This is a genomic window from Bacillus mojavensis, assembly GCF_012648005.1.
In the GTDB taxonomy this organism is placed as follows: domain Bacteria; phylum Bacillota; class Bacilli; order Bacillales; family Bacillaceae; genus Bacillus; species Bacillus mojavensis.
The window spans coordinates 3663860-3681825 of the sequence record NZ_CP051464.1 but is presented as its reverse complement, the minus strand read 5'-3'; the positions used below and the strand labels follow the sequence as shown (position 1 = coordinate 3681825).

Annotated in this window: 18 protein-coding genes and 3 other annotated features; of the genes, 14 read left to right on the top strand and 4 right to left on the bottom strand. The window is 46.0% G+C overall.

What is annotated here, in order from left to right:
• Positions 1 to 19: 19 nt before the first annotated feature.
• Positions 20 to 784, bottom strand: coding sequence for a hydrogen peroxide-dependent heme synthase (gene hemQ, locus HC660_RS19130; protein ID WP_003235942.1), 765 nt, complete (start codon positions 782 to 784; stop codon positions 20 to 22).
• Positions 785 to 1053: 269 nt separating this feature from the next.
• Between hemQ and pta the strand changes: the two genes are divergently transcribed.
• The 4 genes from pta (at position 1054) to HC660_RS19110 (ending at position 4988) form a co-directional block, all read left to right on the top strand.
• Positions 1054 to 2025 (top strand): phosphate acetyltransferase, encoded by a 972-nt coding sequence (gene pta / locus HC660_RS19125; protein WP_024123241.1) that lies wholly within the window; start codon positions 1054 to 1056, stop codon positions 2023 to 2025.
• A gap of 129 nt (positions 2026 to 2154) precedes the next feature.
• Positions 2155 to 3054 carry a cysJI operon transcriptional regulator CysL gene (gene cysL / locus HC660_RS19120; protein ID WP_168749018.1) on the top strand — a complete coding sequence of 300 codons (900 nt, stop codon included), beginning with the start codon at positions 2155 to 2157 and terminating at the stop codon, positions 3052 to 3054.
• Between the two features lie 47 nt (positions 3055 to 3101).
• Entirely contained in the window at positions 3102 to 3947 is an 846-nt protein-coding gene (gene lipL, locus HC660_RS19115; RefSeq protein WP_010332305.1) for an octanoyl-[GcvH]:protein N-octanoyltransferase, read from the top strand.
• A gap of 150 nt (positions 3948 to 4097) precedes the next feature.
• Complete coding sequence (locus HC660_RS19110) at positions 4098 to 4988, top strand: carboxylate/amino acid/amine transporter (protein ID WP_168749017.1); 891 nt, start codon at positions 4098 to 4100, stop codon at positions 4986 to 4988.
• A 140-nt stretch (positions 4989 to 5128) separates the two neighbouring features.
• Here HC660_RS19110 and zapB read toward each other — a convergent pair whose 3' ends face one another.
• Positions 5129 to 5905, bottom strand: coding sequence for an RsfA family transcriptional regulator (gene zapB / locus HC660_RS19105; protein ID WP_168749016.1), 777 nt, complete (start codon positions 5903 to 5905; stop codon positions 5129 to 5131).
• 214 nt (positions 5906 to 6119) lie between these two features.
• Here zapB and HC660_RS19100 point away from each other — a divergent pair, with 214 nt between their 5' ends.
• The 7 genes from HC660_RS19100 (at position 6120) to HC660_RS19065 (ending at position 13621) form a co-directional block, all read left to right on the top strand.
• Entirely contained in the window at positions 6120 to 6344 is a 225-nt protein-coding gene (locus HC660_RS19100; RefSeq protein ID WP_010332302.1) for a YuzB family protein, read from the top strand.
• A 160-nt stretch (positions 6345 to 6504) separates the two neighbouring features.
• The gene (locus tag HC660_RS19095; RefSeq protein ID WP_168749015.1) at positions 6505 to 7806 is read left to right on the top strand and encodes an HD domain-containing protein; all 1302 of its coding nucleotides are present in this window, start codon (positions 6505 to 6507) and stop codon (positions 7804 to 7806) included.
• A 36-nt stretch (positions 7807 to 7842) separates the two neighbouring features.
• Entirely contained in the window at positions 7843 to 8343 is a 501-nt protein-coding gene (locus tag HC660_RS19090; RefSeq protein ID WP_168749014.1) for a YwgA family protein, read from the top strand.
• Positions 8344 to 8454: 111 nt separating this feature from the next.
• Entirely contained in the window at positions 8455 to 8928 is a 474-nt protein-coding gene (locus HC660_RS19085) for an Rrf2 family transcriptional regulator (RefSeq protein WP_168749013.1), read from the top strand.
• Complete coding sequence (locus HC660_RS19080) at positions 8925 to 10322, top strand: MFS transporter (RefSeq protein ID WP_168749012.1); 1398 nt, start codon at positions 8925 to 8927, stop codon at positions 10320 to 10322. The genes HC660_RS19085 and HC660_RS19080 overlap by 4 nt, the downstream gene beginning before the upstream one ends.
• Before the next feature lie 52 nt (positions 10323 to 10374).
• Positions 10375 to 10599, top strand: a binding site (T-box leader).
• A gap of 31 nt (positions 10600 to 10630) precedes the next feature.
• Positions 10631 to 10856: a binding site (T-box leader), on the top strand.
• A 32-nt stretch (positions 10857 to 10888) separates the two neighbouring features.
• Positions 10889 to 11113: a binding site (T-box leader), on the top strand.
• Positions 11114 to 11165: 52 nt separating this feature from the next.
• A complete protein-coding gene (gene thrS / locus HC660_RS19070; protein ID WP_168749011.1) occupies positions 11166 to 13082 on the top strand; it encodes a threonine--tRNA ligase in 1917 nt (638 codons plus the stop codon).
• A 119-nt stretch (positions 13083 to 13201) separates the two neighbouring features.
• Positions 13202 to 13621, top strand: coding sequence for a MarR family transcriptional regulator (locus tag HC660_RS19065; RefSeq protein ID WP_010332297.1), 420 nt, complete (start codon positions 13202 to 13204; stop codon positions 13619 to 13621).
• A 42-nt stretch (positions 13622 to 13663) separates the two neighbouring features.
• On the opposite strand, the gene HC660_RS19060 is transcribed toward HC660_RS19065, so the two are convergent.
• The gene (locus HC660_RS19060) at positions 13664 to 13852 is read right to left on the bottom strand and encodes a 2-hydroxymuconate tautomerase (protein ID WP_003222038.1); all 189 of its coding nucleotides are present in this window, start codon (positions 13850 to 13852) and stop codon (positions 13664 to 13666) included.
• 109 nt (positions 13853 to 13961) lie between these two features.
• On the opposite strand from HC660_RS19060, the gene HC660_RS19055 reads away from it, so the two are divergent.
• From HC660_RS19055 to HC660_RS19045, 3 genes are all read left to right on the top strand, one after another.
• Positions 13962 to 14621, top strand: a complete 660-nt coding sequence (locus HC660_RS19055; RefSeq protein WP_010332296.1) for a site-2 protease family protein — start codon at positions 13962 to 13964, stop codon at positions 14619 to 14621.
• 12 nt (positions 14622 to 14633) lie between these two features.
• Complete coding sequence (locus HC660_RS19050; protein ID WP_010332295.1) at positions 14634 to 15152, top strand: YwhD family protein; 519 nt, start codon at positions 14634 to 14636, stop codon at positions 15150 to 15152.
• A 152-nt stretch (positions 15153 to 15304) separates the two neighbouring features.
• Positions 15305 to 15727, top strand: a complete 423-nt coding sequence (locus tag HC660_RS19045; RefSeq protein WP_168749010.1) for a hypothetical protein — start codon at positions 15305 to 15307, stop codon at positions 15725 to 15727.
• Positions 15728 to 15759: 32 nt separating this feature from the next.
• Here the strand turns inward: HC660_RS19045 and HC660_RS19040 are convergent, their stop codons facing one another.
• On the bottom strand, positions 15760 to 17835 hold the full coding sequence (locus tag HC660_RS19040) for a transglycosylase domain-containing protein (protein ID WP_168749009.1): 2076 nt from the start codon (positions 17833 to 17835) through the stop codon (positions 15760 to 15762).
• Positions 17836 to 17966 lie beyond the last annotated feature (131 nt).

The window sequence follows — 17966 nt, the reverse complement described above, 5'->3', positions numbered from 1 at the left end:
TCTACGGCGGGAGGAGATATTATACATATAGGAATTGAGGAAGTGTATCAAGCGAAAGGCGGTTGCCTACAAAGAACGAGCCAAATTCGCCGTAGCGCGCGCTGACTTCGTCAAAACGCATTTCGTATACAAGCTTTTTGAATTGTAGCACATCATCACTGAACAGCGTAACGCCCCATTCGTAATCATCAAAGCCGACTGAACCTGTGATGATCTGTTTCACCTTGCCAGCATAGCTGCGTCCGATTAAGCCGTGGCTTCTCATTAAGTTTCTTCGTTCTTCCATAGAAAGCATGTACCAGTTGTCATTGCCGGATCTTCTTTTATCCATTGGATAGAAGCATACATATTTTGATTCCGGCAGTTCAGGGTAAAGGCGCGCACGTACATGCGGATTTTCATACGGGTCGCCGTCGCCGCTCGCCAAATAGTTGCTCAGTTCAACAACTGACACGTAGGAGTAAGCCGGAATGGTGAACTCAGCAAGTCTTGATTTGTTGAATTCGAGCTCTATTTCATTTAATTCTTCCATTGTAGGGCGAAGAATCATCAGCATAAAATCAGCTTTTTGGCCGACGATGCTGTAAAGGGTTTGCGAGCCTTTCCCTTCTTTTTGGGCGACTCCCCATTTTTCAAGCAATCCTGTAAATTCATGAATGATAGACTGGCGCTCATCACTGGACAGGAGCTTCCAGGAAGTCCAGTCCATTGTGCGGAAATCATGAAGCGCATACCAGCCGTCCAGCGTTTTTGCCGCTTCATTTGTCATTTGCTGTTCACTCATTTATCTTCACTCCTATTATCTTTTCGTTATTGCCTTCACTATATCATAGTTTATCCGATTCTACTGTGGAGAAACCTTGAACATCCGATTCGTATATCTCCTCAAAAATAAGAGAACATATAAGGAAAGAATCAGTTGCTTAAATTAGTTAGAAAAATAAGATTTTTTGATGAAAGCGCTATAATAAAAGTTGGCTGTTTGAATTTCACTGGAAGAAGAGTATGCTAGTAAAAGAAAGCGTTTTTGTAACTTTTTGAGGAGGTTTTATTGTGGCAGATTTATTTTCAACAGTGCAAGAAAAAGTAGCTGGAAAAGGCGTTAAAATTGTATTTCCTGAAGGCTTGGACGAACGTATTTTAGTTGCGGTCAGCAAGCTTGCAGACAATAAAGTGCTGAATCCGATTGTGATCGGCAATGAAAATGAGATCCAAGCAAAAGCAAAAGAACTGAATGTGACGCTTGACGGCGTTGATATTTATGATCCTCATACATATGAAGGCATGGAAGATCTTGTACAGGCATTCGTGGAACGCCGTAAAGGCAAAGCAACAGAAGAACAGGCTCGAAAAGCGCTCTTAGACGAGAACTACTTCGGCACAATGCTTGTGTACAAAGGCCTGGCTGCCGGTCTTGTGAGCGGAGCGGCTCATTCAACTGCCGACACTGTCCGTCCGGCTCTTCAAATCATCAAAACAAAAGAAGGCGTGAAAAAGACTTCCGGCGTCTTCATCATGGCACGCGGCGATGAGCAGTACGTATTCGCGGATTGCGCGATCAACATTGCGCCTGACAGCCAAGATCTTGCGGAAATCGCGATCGAAAGCGCCAATACGGCAAAAATGTTCGACATCGATCCTCGCGTAGCAATGCTCAGCTTCTCTACAAAAGGCTCAGCAAAATCTGATGAAACAGAAAAAGTAGCGGATGCTGTGAAAATCGCGAAAGAAAAAGCGCCTGAATTAACGCTTGACGGCGAATTCCAATTTGATGCTGCATTCGTTCCATCTGTAGCTGAGAAAAAAGCGCCGGACTCCGAGATCAAAGGAGACGCGAACGTATTCGTATTCCCAAGCTTGGAAGCAGGAAACATCGGCTACAAAATTGCTCAGCGTTTAGGCAACTTTGAAGCTGTAGGACCAATCCTGCAAGGCTTAAATATGCCTGTTAACGATCTTTCAAGAGGTTGTAACGCTGAAGATGTTTACAATCTCGCATTAATTACAGCGGCACAAGCACTGTAAGAAAAGCGATAGCAGCTCTCTCGCAGAGGGCTGCTTTTTTTGCGCCTTCTTTACCAGGGCAGATGATATGAGTAAAATAAAGAAAACTGATCATCATCATAAATCTTATTCATGACAGGGGTGGGGCCTTTGTATTACGACGTGCTGAAAACCTTTATCGCGGTGGTGGAAGAAAAAAACTTCACAAAAGCAGCAGAAAAGCTGATGATTTCCCAGCCCAGCGTCAGTCTGCATATCAAAAATCTTGAAAAAGAATTTCAAACAGCACTGCTGAATCGGTCGCCGAAGCATTTTACGACAACACCGACAGGGGACATTCTGTATCAAAGGGCAAAGCAAATGGTATTTCTCTACGAGCAGGCCAAGGCTGAAATTTACGCGCATCATCATTATGTAAAAGGTGAATTGAAAATAGCCGCCAGCTTTACAATCGGAGAGTATATTCTTCCGCCGCTCCTTGCCCAGCTGCAAAAGCTGTATCCTGAGCTGAATCTGGACGTCATGATTGGCAATACAAAAGAAGTAAGCGAACGTGTCCGAATGCTTCAGGCTGATATCGGGCTGATTGAAGGGCATACCGACGAGAACGAACTGGACATTGAACCGTTCATGGAGGATGAAATGTGCATCGCAGCACCGAACCAGCATCCGCTTGCCGGAAAAAGAGATATTTCAATCAGCGATTTGCAAAATGAAGCGTGGGTGACAAGGGAGAAAGGCTCCGGCACAAGGGAATATCTCGATCATGTGCTGAGCTCGAACGGACTGCGGCCAAAGTCGATGTTCACCATCAGCAGCAATCAAGGTGTAAAAGAAGCGGTAATCAGCGGCATGGGTTTATCGGTCTTATCAAGAAGCGTGCTGCATAAGGATTTGATTCACCGCGACATTTCAATTCTCCACATTAAAGATTTCTCATTAAAGCGCAAGCTGTCTTATATTCATTCTCCTCTCATGGAGAATACAAAAAATAAAGAAATTTTCATTACGATGCTGAAAAGCAATTTTCAATCATCACGGCTGAAATGATATAATAGTTTTCGTTCATAAGCCTAACATGAAAGGGTTTTACATAGATGGCAAACCAACCGATTGATTTACTGATGCAGCCGACATGGAGAGTCATTGACCAATCCAGTCTCGGCCCTTTATTTGATGCGAAGCAATCCTTCGCTATGGATGATACGCTGTGCGCGTCTGTAGGAAAGGGCGTGTCGCCGGCGACAGCACGCTCTTGGGTGCACCACGACACGATTGTCCTCGGTATTCAGGATACGCGCCTCCCGTTTTTGCAGGACGGCATTGCCCTGCTGGAAAATGAGGGATACCGCGTCATCGTACGCAATTCAGGCGGTCTGGCTGTTGTTTTGGATGAAGGCGTTTTAAATATTTCTCTCATATTCGAGGACCAAAAGAAGGGCATCGATATAGACAGAGGATACGAAGCAATGGTTGAACTGATGAAACGGATGCTCAAGCCGTATGGTGCAGAGATTGAAGCCTATGAAATTGAGGGCTCCTATTGTCCAGGCAGCTATGATCTCAGCATTGACGGCAAAAAGTTCGCCGGCATTTCTCAACGACGTCTTCGCGGCGGGGCAGCCGTTCAAATTTATCTCTGTGCAGATAAAAGCGGCAGCGAGAGGGCGGATCTGATCAGACGATTCTATCAAGCCGCCCTGAAGGATAAACAGAACGACAAAAAAGGCATCTACCCGGATATACATCCGGAAACCATGGCATCGTTAAGTGAACTTCTGCATACCGATATCTCCGTACAGGATTTAATGCTCGCTTTGCTTACGGAATTAAAAGCGTTAAGCACTCACCTCTACTCAGCCGGACTGTCCATTGACGAGGAATTGGAATTTGAGAAAAACCTTGTCCGGATGACAGAACGGAATGAAAAGGTGTTTGGATAAACGTCACTTGCATGTCAGCCGATACGGCTGGCATGCTTTTTTTTCGTTATCATCTTGTCTTTAGATAAATCTTTCTTATAAACAGAAAACAATTACAGCAAAAAAAGAGATAAAATAACAGCAGCATCTGCATACAAAGGGGAGAGGCAAATGAAAGGTAATGTTTACAGCTTGTTTGTGCTGGTCGCGGCTTTTTTCTGGGGAACAACCGGCACCGTTCAGGCGCTGGCTCCAGAAAGCGCCACTCCGCTGGCATTTGGAGCGGTCAGATTATTGATAGGAGGCAGCGCCATGCTTCTTGTGGTCTGGATCAGCCGTGAGCTTCACGTAAAAAATTGGTCATGGCCGCCCGTGTTTTTAGCAGCGATTTGTATGGCCTGTTATCAGCCGCTTTTTTTCACCGCTGTAAAAGAAACAGGGATTGCGGTCGGGACAGTGATTGCCATCGGCAGTGCGCCTATTATTGCCGGGAGCTTAGAGTGGGCCGTTTTAAAAAAACGGCCGCGAAATTCCTGGTGGATTGCAACTGTATTTGCTTTGGCGGGATGCTGGCTCCTGTTTTCAGACGGCTCCAATGTTCGGGTTGATGTGTCAGGGGTTCTCATGGCGATTGGAGCGGGTGCTTCTTTTGCGGGTTATACCTTGATCAGTAAATCAATGATGAAAACACAGCCGCCGAGAGCGACCTCAGCTGTTGTCTTCATGCTCAGCGCCATATTGCTGACGCCGCTACTGTGGCAGTCGGATCTCTCTTGGATGCTGACCCCAAAAGGATGGGGAACGAGCCTTTACATCGGGTTAATTGCGACATGCGCGGCCTACTTTTTGTTTGCAAAAGGGCTCACCGGGGTTCCGGCTTCGGCAGCAGTTACACTGTCCTTGGCTGAGCCGCTGACCGCCTCATTGCTGGGCGTGTTTTTCATAGGTGAAATGCTTTCTCTTTCCTCATGGCTCGGCATCGTGCTGATGATGTTAGGGCTTCTGGTCATTTCAGGAGCGCCTCGCAAGCAAAAGACAGCTGATGCGGCTCATGTGTCTTAATAGATTAGCATAAGCTTGTGCTCATTTTACAAGACTAACGGAGCCGCCGCAAAAACAGAAAATCCTCTTTTCCAAAAGGAAAAGGGGATTTTTTTATGGCAAAATCCCAAAACATGACATCGTCTTGGGATTTTTTTAAGCTATTCCGCCATTTTTTCTAAATTTCCGTTCCGGTCCATTTTGAAGGACGGAGAGGCATGTTCGTCTTCTTCAAATAAAACTAGTTTTCTTGCTCTATTCATGATTTTTACCAAGGTTTCATAATCTTCCTGGATCGTTTTTTGATCTTTTTCAAGTTTTTGAACGTCTGCTTCCAGCTGTTCTATTTTGCTTTGTAATTCTTGATTTTCTTTCTTTAAACGCTCATTTTCCATTTTTAAAGCTGAGGATTGCTCATGATTGCCTTCGTAATTCTGCAGGAATCTGATGACATCACCCATCGTCATATCAGGCGCAGACGTTTGAGGAGACAATAAGTGTGATAGACTAGCTAACTCTTCCTTAAAGCTTTCATCCACAAAAGGCATGTGCTCGCCTGACATCAAAACCTGCTTCTCATTTTCGGCAGTCGGGGTTTCAGGCTTTACCTGCTCCTCCTGCACTGCAGTTTCTTGAATTGTTTCAGGATCAACAGCAGGAGGCTGATATAACAGTCTTTTCTTCGCAGGCTGCCCGTTTCCGAGAGCTCTCATGCGCTGTTTTCGCTGCTTTTTTGCAAGCTGAAGCGCTTTTTCATATTGATGGCGCACTACCGCGTTCCATCTGAATCCGCAGGCTGCGGATGTCCGATTTAATTTATCGCCGACCTCTTCAAAGGCATTCAGCTGAGTGCTGCCTTCTCTTACATGCCGAAGCACAGTTTCGGCTAAAAGCAAATCATTTTCTTCTGACCAAGCGTCCTGTCGCTGTTTTGTCATTTATCTCAACTCCCATTTTTCTTTTCATGATATTAGAATGTCCAGAATGGAAAATATTTATACAAGTTGGCTGAAAGAATAGGAGATACGGAGGCTGGAGCGGCTTGCAGGAACAGTCGAATCCTTGTACAATGAAGAGCGATGTGATTTTTTTGATAAAGCGATTTTAGGTTTAAAACATAGATGAACATAGAAATGAAGGGAAGCGTACGTCATGGCTAATGAATTTCGAGTGTGTGATGATTGCCAAGCCACTAATATCAAAACATTGCTGCCGCGGTTAAAAGAAGTAGACCCGGATGCAAAGGTTGAGATAGGGTGTCAATCTTATTGCGGGCCCGGACGGAAAAAATCGTTTGCTTTTGTGAACAATCGCCCGCTGTCAGCTCCGACAGAGGATGAGCTGATTGACAAAGTAAAAAAGAAATTAAAAAAGTAAAACATATTTTTTCATAGCCTCGGCCCTCTGGTCAGGCTTTTTTGCTTCACATGATGTGTTTTTCGGAAAGATGGAACAAATCGCCGGACAAATTCAAGGATGTTTTCAAAGAATAGAGTCGATATAATAGAAACACGGCTAAAAAAAAGAGGGAATGACGATGGCGTATCCAAATGGAAAATTATCAGAAGAAAAAGTGTTTAAAGATCCGGTGCACCGCTATGTTCATGTACGGGACAAGCTGATATGGGATCTGATCGGAACCCGCGAATTTCAGCGTCTCCGCAGAATTAAGCAGCTCGGCACGACGTATTTGACCTTCCATGGCGCTGAGCACAGCCGGTTCAACCATTCTCTCGGTGTCTACGAAATTGTCAGGAGAATGGTTGATGATGTCTTTAAAGGCCGTCCTGAATGGGATGACAGTGAGCGCGAACTCTGTTTGTCCGCGGCGCTGCTTCATGATCTCGGGCACGGGCCGTTCTCGCATTCATTTGAGAAAGTCTTTCATCTTGACCACGAAGATTTTACAAGAGATATCATTTTGGGAGACACAGAGGTTAACCAGGTGCTCAGAAAGGTGAGCCCGCGTTTCCCGCAGGATGTTGCTGAAGTCATTGCCAAAACATATAAAAACAAACAAGTGGTCAGCCTGATTTCGAGTCAGATTGACGCGGACCGCATGGATTATCTGCAGCGCGACGCTTACTATACAGGCGTCAGCTACGGCCATTTTGACATGGAGCGGATTCTCCGGGTAATGCGCCCGCGTGAGGATCAGATCGTCATTAAACAAAGCGGAATGCACGCTGTAGAAGACTATATCATGAGCCGCTACCAAATGTACTGGCAGGTCTATTTCCACCCAGTGACGAGAAGCGCGGAGGTTATTTTAACGAAGATTCTCCACAGAGCGAAGCAGCTCCATGATGAAGGTTATGTGTTCACTCATGCTCCGGTTCATTTTTATTCTATTTTTGAAGGGAAACTGACGCTGGAGGATTATTTGAAGCTGGATGAATCTATTATTTTGTATTACTTCCAGGCCTGGGAGGATGAAGAAGACCCGATTTTATCCGATTTGTGCCGCAGATTCATTAACCGCCAGCTGTTCCAATACGTTGAATTTAATCCGAATGAAGAGATGTCGGCCTATTTTGAGCTGACCTCATTATTCAAAGAGGCTGGAATCGATCCGAGCTATTATTTGGTCGTGGATTCTTCTTCAGATCTGCCATACGACTTTTACCGTCCAGGAGAGGAAGAGGAGCGTTTGCCGATCCATCTCTTGACGCAAAACGGTCAAATTAAAGAGCTGTCCAGACAGTCGGCTATTGTGGAATCTATCTCCGGAAAGCGGCGGACGGATCATAAGCTGTACTATCCGAAGGACTTGATTTATGACGGCTCTGAACACCCGGAAGCGAAAATGAAAATCCGGCAGCTGCTGGGACTGACATAGAAATTGGTAAAGAAGGAAAAAGGAGATGTCGGGAATTTGTTGAAAGAACATGCAAAACTGATGAAGGTGTTCTCGGATTCTGGAGAAATCATCGGGCGAAAGAAGCTGCAAAAAATGATTTATATTGCGAAGAAAATGCAGTTTCCTTTCTATGAGAAATATGATTTTCATTTTTACGGGCCGTATTCGGAGGAACTGACGCTCCAAATTGAAGAGCTGTGCAACCTTGGATTCCTGCATGAGGTAAAGGAAAAAAAGGGCGGCTACTTTCAATACCGTTATTCGCTGACAGAGACGGGCTCCGCGTTTTTAGACCACGCCGATCTTGATATGCCTGATATCAAGCGCTATATTGACAGTGTAAACAGCCGTTCATCACGGTTTTTAGAGCTGGTCTCCACGATTCTATACTTTGACGGGCTTGAGGCTGAGGAAAAGAAAGAAAAAGTATTTACAATCAAAAGCAAGCAAAAGTATACCAATGAAGAATATGACGAAGCGCTTCAATACATAGAAGAGCTGAAGCAGATGTGTTAACCATACCAAGCAAAAGAAACGAAACGTTTCTTTTGCTTTTTTTATTGACAAATCCTGCTAATGGATCTATTGTGGATAATAGTTATCCATAATGAACCAGGAGTGAGCATAATGAAAATGAAATCGGGAATGGAGCAGGGAGTTTCTGTACTGCTGTTACTGTCACGGCTGCCCGTGCAGGCCTCTTTAACATCAGAGGCGATCAGCCAGCGCTTGCACATGTCTCCGTCTTATCTGAAAAAGCTGATGAGAACTTTGGTGCAGGCTGGTTTGGCAGAATCTATACCAGGAACGAAGGGTGGCTTTACGATAACGAAGCCTTTGACGGAGATTACCCTCTATGATGTCTATCAAGCTGTTGAAGGAAGAGGTTCCATGTATCAAGGGAAAGGTCTTTTGCCATCGGTATTTGAGAGCGGAGATCCCTGTGTGCTGGAAACGGTAATGGGGGAGATTGAGCATAAATGGGCTTCGCTCATGAAGGAAGAAACCTTGCAGGGTGTCATGAACAGAATCGGGGAGCTTTATGACCTCAAAAAAATCGATGATTGGGTACATCATCAGCTGAAAGGGCAATGGCAATGAAAAACAGCGGGCCTTTACATCAATCAGGATCAACAGGCATCTCAGTGTTAATCGTGCTCGCTCTCGGTTTTCTCATGGCTACGCTTGATGTGACTGTGGTGAATGTTGCTATTGCTGATATGAAAAACGCTCTTTCCCTTTCACTTTCAGGTGTGACGTGGGTTGTAGACGGGTACATGCTTACATTTGCTTCGCTTCTGCTTGCCGGCGGCGCGATGGCTGATCGTTACGGCTCAAAGACGATTTATATACTGGGTTTGGCCGTTTTTGTTCTTGCCTCTTGTCTATGCGCTGTAGCAGCAAATGGCCAAATGCTGATCGCAGGCCGTCTATTGCAGGGACTTGGCGCGGCTTTGTTTATGCCGAGTTCACTCAGCCTTTTGGCTGCCTCTTACCCTGATGAACGGGTGCGGGCCAAAATGTTTGGCTTGTGGGCCGCTCTCGTCTCCGCCGCCTCCGGACTGGGGCCTTTTATCGGCGGTGTTCTGGTGAATGCGGCAGGGTGGCAGAGTATTTTTCTGATCAATGTGCCGTTAGGGGTTGCGGCGCTTATTTGTGCCTATCGAACGCTCAGCAGTTTCCCGGGAAAAGGCAGCCGGGTGAATATCACAGGGCATCTGCTTGGAATGGCGGCTCTCGGATTTCTTTCATTTGCGCTGATACAGGGCGCTTCAATAGGCTGGAGTTCGCCTTCCATTCTCGGTGCTTTCGCAGCGGCCGTTTTGGCGTTTGTGCTTTTTATTCTGAGAGAGATTTTTTCGGCAACATCTATTCTGCCTGCGTCATTATATAAAAACGGACGATTCTCGGCAACGCAGTTCGTTGGGTTTTTGCTGAATTTTGCTCTTTTCGGCGGCATGTTTATGCTCAGTCTATTTTTGCAGGAAGCGAGAGGCGCAAGTTCCTTTTTAGCGGGAGTCGAACTATTGCCGATGATGGCTGTCTTTGTGGTCGGAAATCTGCTGTTTGCCCGGCTGGCGAACCGTTTTGAAGCGGGGCTTCTTATGTTTGTTTCAATGGCTGTCAGCTGCATCATGGCTTTGCTGTTATTTGTCATGGTTTCTCCGGATTTGCCTTACTGGCAGCTTGCGGTTCTGACATCTGCCATGAATCTTGGTGTTGGCATTACGGTTCCTGCCATGACGGCTGTGATTATGAAGACTGCGGGACAGGAGCATGCAAATATCGCAGGAGCAGCTTTAAATGCCAACCGGCAAATCGGGGCATTGGTTGGCGTGGCGGTTTCCGGAATGGTCATTCATCTGTCCGCCACTTGGTACGCCGGAGCTGGATTTACGTTTTTGATGATGGGCGCCGCATACAGTCTTGCCGCATTCCTTGTGTGGCGGTTTCTGACTTTTCATAAAGAAACGTCAGCTTCTGCATCATCTTAAAATCATCCATTGTCTTTTCAAGGAATTTATAGTAAGATATATGAAATTATTGAAACAGGCACTGATAAGGACATGAGATGCTTTTTACGGTTTCTAGAGAGGGAAGGACCAGCTGAAATCTTCCTAACGCAGAGAAAGCAGCTTACCGCCTTTGAGCCGTATCGGGGAAATCAAGTATCTGATACCGTCATGCTGCGTTACAGCACCGAGCCGACGAACATGTATGTTTGTTGGGAATTTGGGTGGAACCACGAATATTAACACATTCGTCCCTTGCGAGGGATGGATGTGTTTTTTTATATGAGTCAATAAATGCGATGAAAAGGACATGAATGATATTTACGGTTTTCAGAGAGGGAAGAAAAGGTGCGAGCTTCCCAGCTTAGGAATATCATTTACCGCCTTGGAGCAGCGTTGGGGAACAGTCAGTATCCAATGCCGTTTATGCTGCGTTACAGCACCGAGCCGATGAACATGAACGTTCGTTGGGAACTTGGGTGGAACCACGGGTTTAATCACACACTCGTCCCTTACAGAGGGACGGGTGTGTTTTTTTATATAAATATAGAAATGCGATGAAAAGGACATGAATGATATTTACGGTTTTCAGAGAGGGAAGGAAAGGTGCGAGCTTCCCAGCTTAGGGATATCATTTACCGCCTTGGAGCAGCATTGGGGAACAATCAGTATCCAATGCCGTTGATGCTGCGTTATAGCACCGAGCCGATGAACATAAATGTTCGTTGGGAACTTGGGTGGAACCACGGGTTAATTACACACTCGTCCCTTACAGAGGGACGGGTGTGTTTTTTTATATACAATAATTAATAAGGAGTGTTTGAAATGAGTAAACATGTGAGTATTCAGCTTCCGGACGGACAGGTAAAGGAATATCCGAAAGGCACTACAGTCAAAGAGGCGGCTGCGTCCATCAGCTCCAGTCTGGAAAAGAAAGCAGCAGCGGGACAGGTTAATGACCGGCTCGTTGATGTCAGCTTTAAGCTGGAGGAAGATGCTGAGCTTTCAATTATCACACTGGATTCTCCAGAAGGCTTACAGGTGCTTCGCCATACATCAGCGCATGTGCTGGCTCAGGCAGTGAAACGGCTGTACGGCGAAGTGTCCTTGGGAATAGGGCCTGTCATTGAAGACGGATTTTATTATGATATGAAGCTTGATCGGAGTCTGACTTCCGGAGATGTAGAGGCCATCGAAAAAGAGATGAAGCATATTATAAACGAAAATATGAATATCAAGCGAGTAGAGGTTTCTTACGAGGAGGCTGAAGCGCTTTTTGCAGAAAAAGGCGAGCCGTTTAAGCTGGAAATTTTGAAAGACATTCCGCGCGGCGAGAACATTACGCTGTATCAGCAGGGAGAATTTGTTGACCTGTGCCGCGGGCCGCATCTTCCTTCAACAGGAATGATCAAGGCGTTCAAATTAACACGGGTGTCAGGTGCTTATTGGCGAGGAGACAGCCAAAATGAAGTCCTTCAGCGGGTGTACGGTGTTGCGTTTCAAAAGAAAAAAGATCTTGAGGCGCATCTGCATATGCTGGAAGAAGCAGCGAAACGGGATCACCGCAAGCTGGGAAAACAATTAGAGCTGTTTATGTTCTCGGAAGAAGCGCCGGGAATGCCGTTTTATTTGCCAAAAGGGCAGATTGTCCGCAATGAGCTGGAACGCTTTTCGCGTGAGCTGCAAACAAATGCCGGCTACGCCGAGGTGCGTACGCCGTTTATGATGAATCAGCGGTTATGGGAGCAGTCGGGGCACTGGGACCACTATCGCGACAATATGTATTTTTCAGAAGTAGATGATACTGCATTTGCAATGAAGCCAATGAATTGCCCTGGCCATATGCTCATCTTTAAAAACAGCCTGTACTCTTATCGGGATCTGCCGATTCGTATGGCGGAGTTCGGCCAGGTGCACCGCCATGAATACAGCGGTGCTCTAAACGGAATGCTCCGCGTCCGGACGTTCTGCCAGGATGACGCACATATCTTTGTTCGGGAAGATCAAATCGAGAGTGAAATCAAAGAAGCCATTCGGCTGATTGACGAGGTATACCGCACATTCGGTTTCGAGTATACGGTTGAACTTTCCACTCGCCCTGAGGATTCATCAGGTGAAGACAGCGTGTGGGAAATGTCTGAAAACGCCTTGAAACACGTCCTGGAGGACCTGGGTCTTCCTTATGAAGTAAACGCAGGGGATGGAGCGTTTTACGGAGCGAAAATCGATTTTCATATTAAAGACGCTCTGAAACGGAGCCACCAATGCGCCACAATCCAGCTTGATTTTCAAATGCCTGAAAAATTCGATTTAACATATATAAATGAGCACAATGAAAAGGTTCGTCCCGTCGTCATTCACAGGGCGGTATTCGGCTCAATTGACCGTTTCTTCGGCATTTTGATCGAGCATTTTGGCGGAGCTTTCCCAGTCTGGCTTGCGCCGACGCAGGTCCAAATTATACCGGTTTCTCACGTTCATATGGACTACTGCAAAAAAGTGCAGAGTGAGCTAAAGCGGCTCGGGATAAGGGCCAATATTGATGAACGCAATGAAAAGCTTGGCTACAAAATCAGAGAATCACAGATGCAGAAAATCCCGTACATGCTGGTGCTTGGGGATCAGGAAGTGAATGAAAAGGCGGTAAACGTCCGTCAGTTCGGACATCAGAAGAGTGAACAAGTTCCTTTTCAGGTATTTAAAGAGAATATTGTCAAACAGGTGAAAAATCGAAGCATGTAGGAGAAAAGTTGCGAATTCGCTGTTTGCTTTTTTGACTTTCCCTGTCTGGTATCAGTAAAATAATAAGTAAATCATATCGTTCGTATGTTATGAATGCATCTCGAAATGGGGAAATCTACATGGACCATGACAAACTGGAAGCAAATTTGCTGGATCACGCACTTACAAAATATTTGAAAAGCACGAAGCAATTAGATGAAGCCACCGTTCCAAAACACGTGAATAATGTAAGAGGATTTATTCTGCGGATCATATACAGACATGGGAGCTGCACCATAAAGGATATTCTGAAGGAGGTCACACTGTCTCCCTCTGCCACCACAACCGCTCTGAACCACTTAGAGCAGGAAGGGTTTATTGAGAGATCCAGAAATAACAATGACCGCCGCACCGTATGGATTACGCTTTCTGAATCGGGGCAGGCAGCGGCTCTTCAAATGATCCAAAACCGCCAGCAGCTGATTGACGGCATGTTTGAACGTTTAACTGCCGAAGAGAAGGCATCGTTTTTAGCCATTATTGAAAAAATGACGAAATAGAGATGAAAAAGCCGGCTTGCGAAGCGCCGGCTTTATAAAAGATTATTCCATATCGCTGAGGCGTTTGCCTGCGACCGCGTAATGGTCTTTTCTCATTTCTTCTATAAAGACAACAATTTTTTCTTCAGAGGCACCGGTCGTTTCTTTCACGGCTTCTGTTACTTTCTCAACTAGATTGCGTTTCTGCTCGTCTGTACGGCCTTCAAGCATTTTGACGGTTACGTATGGCATAGGTGTGAATCCTCCTTTATATCGTTTTCCTCTCTTTAGGAAAAGAGGCTTCTTATAGTATACTGAATAAAGTAAATTCTTGCATTTTCAGAAAGAGGGATCATTTCACTTGGACCGTTTTTTATATTATCCGTTGTCTCTAATGCCATATTTGGTCATTACTTTAATTGTTTCGTTTACAATGCATGAGCTCGCTCACGCCTATGTCGCATATAAATTTGGTGACAATACGGCGAAAAGAGAAGGAAGACTGACGCTGAATCCTATCAAACACCTTGATCCGTTCGGAACCATTTTGATCCTGGTGGCCGGCTTTGGATGGGCTCGCCCTGTTCCCGTCAATCGCCGTTTCTTTAAGAAACCTCGTTTGGCCGGCGTACTCGTATCCATTGCCGGGCCGATCAGTAACCTGATTCTTGCGTTTATCGGTTTCTCTTTGTTAGTGTTGATGCATGCTTACGGAATGGAATTGCTTGCGGCATTCAGTACAGGACTGGATCAGTTCTTTTCAATCTGGATACAGCTGAACCTCGTTCTGTTTTTATTTAATCTGCTGCCGCTGCCGCCGCTCGATGGCTATCGTATTATTGAAGATCTCGTCCCGCCGGGGGCGCGTGCCAAGATGACGCAAGCGGAAAGCTACGGCTTTATCGTCTTTTTGGTACTGTTTGTGACACCGCTCGGATCCTACGTGCTTTGGCCGCTGCTAAATGCCGGAAGAGATCGGATTTTACAGCTGTTTTCAGCGATATTTCAACCGCTTTTGTAGGAGGTAGAACTCATGGAAGAAAAAAAGAAAAAATCAATCGGGTTTAATATTATCAAAAGTGATCCGACAGACGGACACGGCGGATTTGGCGTAGGGGCACTCAGCCTTGATAACATTTCCCCTGTATTCGTCGATGTAGAGGAAAAAGAAGCGTTCGTTGACATCGGCGCGATGCACGCCCGCAGCGTCGTTGAAAAAGGAATTAAATTTCTGCCTAATAAAGAAGAAGTTCCAAACGGCAAACCATACTGGCTGGTATGGGTGACGATTGACAGAAGAGAAGAGGGCCCTTATTACGCAGGGGTAACAGCCTGTGAAATGACGGTCGACAGAAGCATCAGAAGAGGCTACAAATCGCTGCCGGAGCATGTGAATCTGATGGATAAATCGATGAAACGGAACATTATCATTGATCAAATGGATGACAGCTCGAAGCGAGTGCTTGGCGAATTTCTGAAAAACCATGACCAAGGCCTGTGGGAACGCTCTTCTGATGAATTGAAAAAAGGACTGCTTCCAGAAGAAAATTAATTTGTGAACTTTCTGTGAACTTTTAGAAAATTTGAATTATTTTCTGTGAACATTGAGTAAACTGGTGATACAGAAATAGGACATGGAAAATCCCGAGCCGAACCAAGACTCGGGGTTTTTCATTTTTTTTTGGCAGATAGGAGAGAGATATCATGTTTCAAACCATGAGGATTGGTGATTGGGACATTGAAGCGGACGTGGAGGAAACGAGAAGGCAGTATGCAAAAGATATTGAGGATATGTGCGAATGTCTTCTTTGTGAAAATGACCGGGAAGTAATGAAAACACTGCCGCGTGAGAAGGCGCAAATGTTTGAGGATTTTGGTCTTCAGCCGTCTGTTTGTACCGATATTAATGAATTTGGACAGGAGGGTGACCGTCATCTTTATGTGGCCAGCTATTTTGTTGTCGGACGTATTATAGAAGGGAAAAAAGAATGGGATCCGGACCGTAACTGGTATATATCATTTGAAGTGCCGAGAGATGACCACTTTATCCCCGAAGGATTCCCGAAACCGGTTCTCCAGCTTGACTGCGTGACGCTGCTCCCATGGATAATCGAAGAACCATATTAAATAACCCGGCATTTAAGCAGCCGGGTTATTTTTTATTGATTCCGTCCCAGCCATTTGTCCCACCACTTTTTCGGGGAGGCGGGCTTTTCCTTGACTGGATGCTGGTCTTTTGTTTGTTTGACAGGCTCTGAACCGTAGCACACATTCGCTGGCTCTGTGCCTTTCACAAAATACGTGTAATGCTTGGCTGCGCAGCCGGGGCCGGAGGAGTAGCCTGTTGCCGGATCGATGTAGACGCCGGTCACGCCTTTTGGCGGTTTAAAGGCTGTTTCGGGTTCTCCTTTGAGCGCATCCTCCATAAACTCCGCCCAAATGGTTTTGGCATAGTTTTTTTCTTCGACTGAGTCGATGGTGCTGTTTTTGTCATAGCCCGTCCACACACCCGCAGCCAGCTTCGGATTGAAGCCGATCATCCAGCTGTCCGCGCTTGTTGTGCCTGATTTTCCCGCATAGGTTCTAGTCAGGCGGTCCGTGATTGTCCGTCCTGTCACGGATGTATAGCCGTTTAAATCGGTATCAAACATGCCTGTCATCATGTTAGCGGTCACAAAGGCAGCTTTTTCATCAAGCACTTGTTTATGCTGATTCGGGCTTTCGTACAGTACATGGCCGGCCGCATCAGTTACCCTCGTGATAAAGGTTGGTTCAATTTGCTTCCCGCCATTTGCAAGCATAGCGTAAGCATTGACCATCTCAATCGGGCGCACCGGTTCCGTGCCGAGGGCCAAGGATGGCAGCGCTTGGAGCTGCGCGGTGATGCCAAATTCCTTTGCCGCCTGAACGAGCTTGTTCATCCCGAGAAAGAGATGGGTCTTCACAGCGTAAATGTTGTCAGACAGCGCCAGCGCCTGAAGAAGCGTAATCGGTTTATTTGCGTAATAACCGTTATAGTTGCTTGGAGAATAGGTTTCTCCCTTTGCGTCTATTTGAAACTCGGTTTCTTCGCTTTTCATCAGTGTCACTGGCGTAAACCCGCTCTGGATCGCTTTATAATACAGTAACGGTTTGATTGTCGAAGCGGGCTGGCGTTTCGCCTGTGTCGTCCTGTCAAATGGGCTTTTTTGATAATCTCTGCCGCCGACTTGAGCGAGAACATGTCCTGTGCGTGGATCAATGGCTGAAAATCCGACTTGAATGTCAGACCCGGCGTTAACCGTTTCGGTAATGGTTTCCTCGGCAATGCGCTGAAGCCGTTTATTTACGGTTGTATACACATTTAACCCGCTCGTTTCAATTTGCTCCCGCGTCATGCCGAGTTTTTTTTCCAAATCTCTCATCGCATTATCATAGAAATAAGGCGCTTTTCTGCTGATGGCGTGTTTATTCAACGGCTGATAGGAAAGAGGCTCTTTGATCAGCTCGTCCGCTTTTTTGCGGCTGATCATCCGCTGCTTTTCCATCATCCGCACAATTGTTTTTTGGCGATCCTTAGCCTTTGTTTCATTGACATAAGGCGAATAGCCGGAAGGTCCTTTCGGAATACCGGCCAAAAGCGCCGCCTCCGCATCTGTCAGGTTTTTGGCATGCTTGCCGAAATAGAGGCGGGATGCGGCTTCAATGCCATAGGCGCCGTGTCCGTAGTAAATCGTATTTAAATAGCCTTCTAATATCTCGTCCTTAGAATAGTTTTGTTCCAGACGGATTGTATAGAACGCTTCATTCCATTTGCGTTTCCACGTTTTGTCGTGTTCAAGATACAGGTTTCTCGCGTATTGCTGAGTGATGGTGCTGGCGCCCTGAACCTTGGCCAGCGCTTTTAAGTCGGCCAGCGCCGCACCGGCCATGCGTTTATAATCAAAGCCATGGTGATCATAGAAGTTCTGGTCTTCAATTGCCACCGTCGCTTTTACAATCGTCGGATTCATGTCCTTTAAGGGGACCCAATAGCGTTTTTCGCCATAGTTCGTCTCCCCGAGTTTAGAGCCGTCACTTGCAAATAAAATCGTGGATTGCGGCACTTGAACCGAGGGAGCGCCCTGGTATTTAGCTATCAAAATGACAGTCATAAACACAGCAGCTGCCGCTAAGCACGCGAAAGCCCCAAGAAAGATAAAGGCGCGAACGGTTTTGAGCGTCAGTCTCAGCCGTTTATTTGTCATTGCATCCACAATGGTTCCCCCTTTTTTTTATGTTTCTACTATTATGAGAAAAAAAGATTGTTTTTAAACATCGCATACAGGACGCATCTTTACTTTTTCCCCGCCATCCTCTATACTTTTTCCTTAGGTGAAAATGCGAT

Coding starts and splice junctions, on each gene's coding strand:
- thrS (WP_168749011.1), top strand. CDS start 11,166: ATGAGTAAACATGTGAGTATTCAGCTTCCGGACGGACAGGTAAAGGAA.
- HC660_RS19095 (WP_168749015.1), top strand. CDS start 6,505: ATGGCGTATCCAAATGGAAAATTATCAGAAGAAAAAGTGTTTAAAGAT.
- HC660_RS19045 (WP_168749010.1), top strand. CDS start 15,305: ATGTTTCAAACCATGAGGATTGGTGATTGGGACATTGAAGCGGACGTG.
- HC660_RS19050 (WP_010332295.1), top strand. CDS start 14,634: ATGGAAGAAAAAAAGAAAAAATCAATCGGGTTTAATATTATCAAAAGT.
- HC660_RS19100 (WP_010332302.1), top strand. CDS start 6,120: ATGGCTAATGAATTTCGAGTGTGTGATGATTGCCAAGCCACTAATATC.
- zapB (WP_168749016.1), bottom strand. CDS start 5,905: ATGACAAAACAGCGACAGGACGCTTGGTCAGAAGAAAATGATTTGCTT.
- HC660_RS19080 (WP_168749012.1), top strand. CDS start 8,925: ATGAAAAACAGCGGGCCTTTACATCAATCAGGATCAACAGGCATCTCA.
- HC660_RS19060 (WP_003222038.1), bottom strand. CDS start 13,852: ATGCCATACGTAACCGTCAAAATGCTTGAAGGCCGTACAGACGAGCAG.
- hemQ (WP_003235942.1), bottom strand. CDS start 784: ATGAGTGAACAGCAAATGACAAATGAAGCGGCAAAAACGCTGGACGGC.
- HC660_RS19065 (WP_010332297.1), top strand. CDS start 13,202: ATGGACCATGACAAACTGGAAGCAAATTTGCTGGATCACGCACTTACA.
- HC660_RS19110 (WP_168749017.1), top strand. CDS start 4,098: ATGAAAGGTAATGTTTACAGCTTGTTTGTGCTGGTCGCGGCTTTTTTC.
- HC660_RS19085 (WP_168749013.1), top strand. CDS start 8,455: ATGAAAATGAAATCGGGAATGGAGCAGGGAGTTTCTGTACTGCTGTTA.
- lipL (WP_010332305.1), top strand. CDS start 3,102: ATGGCAAACCAACCGATTGATTTACTGATGCAGCCGACATGGAGAGTC.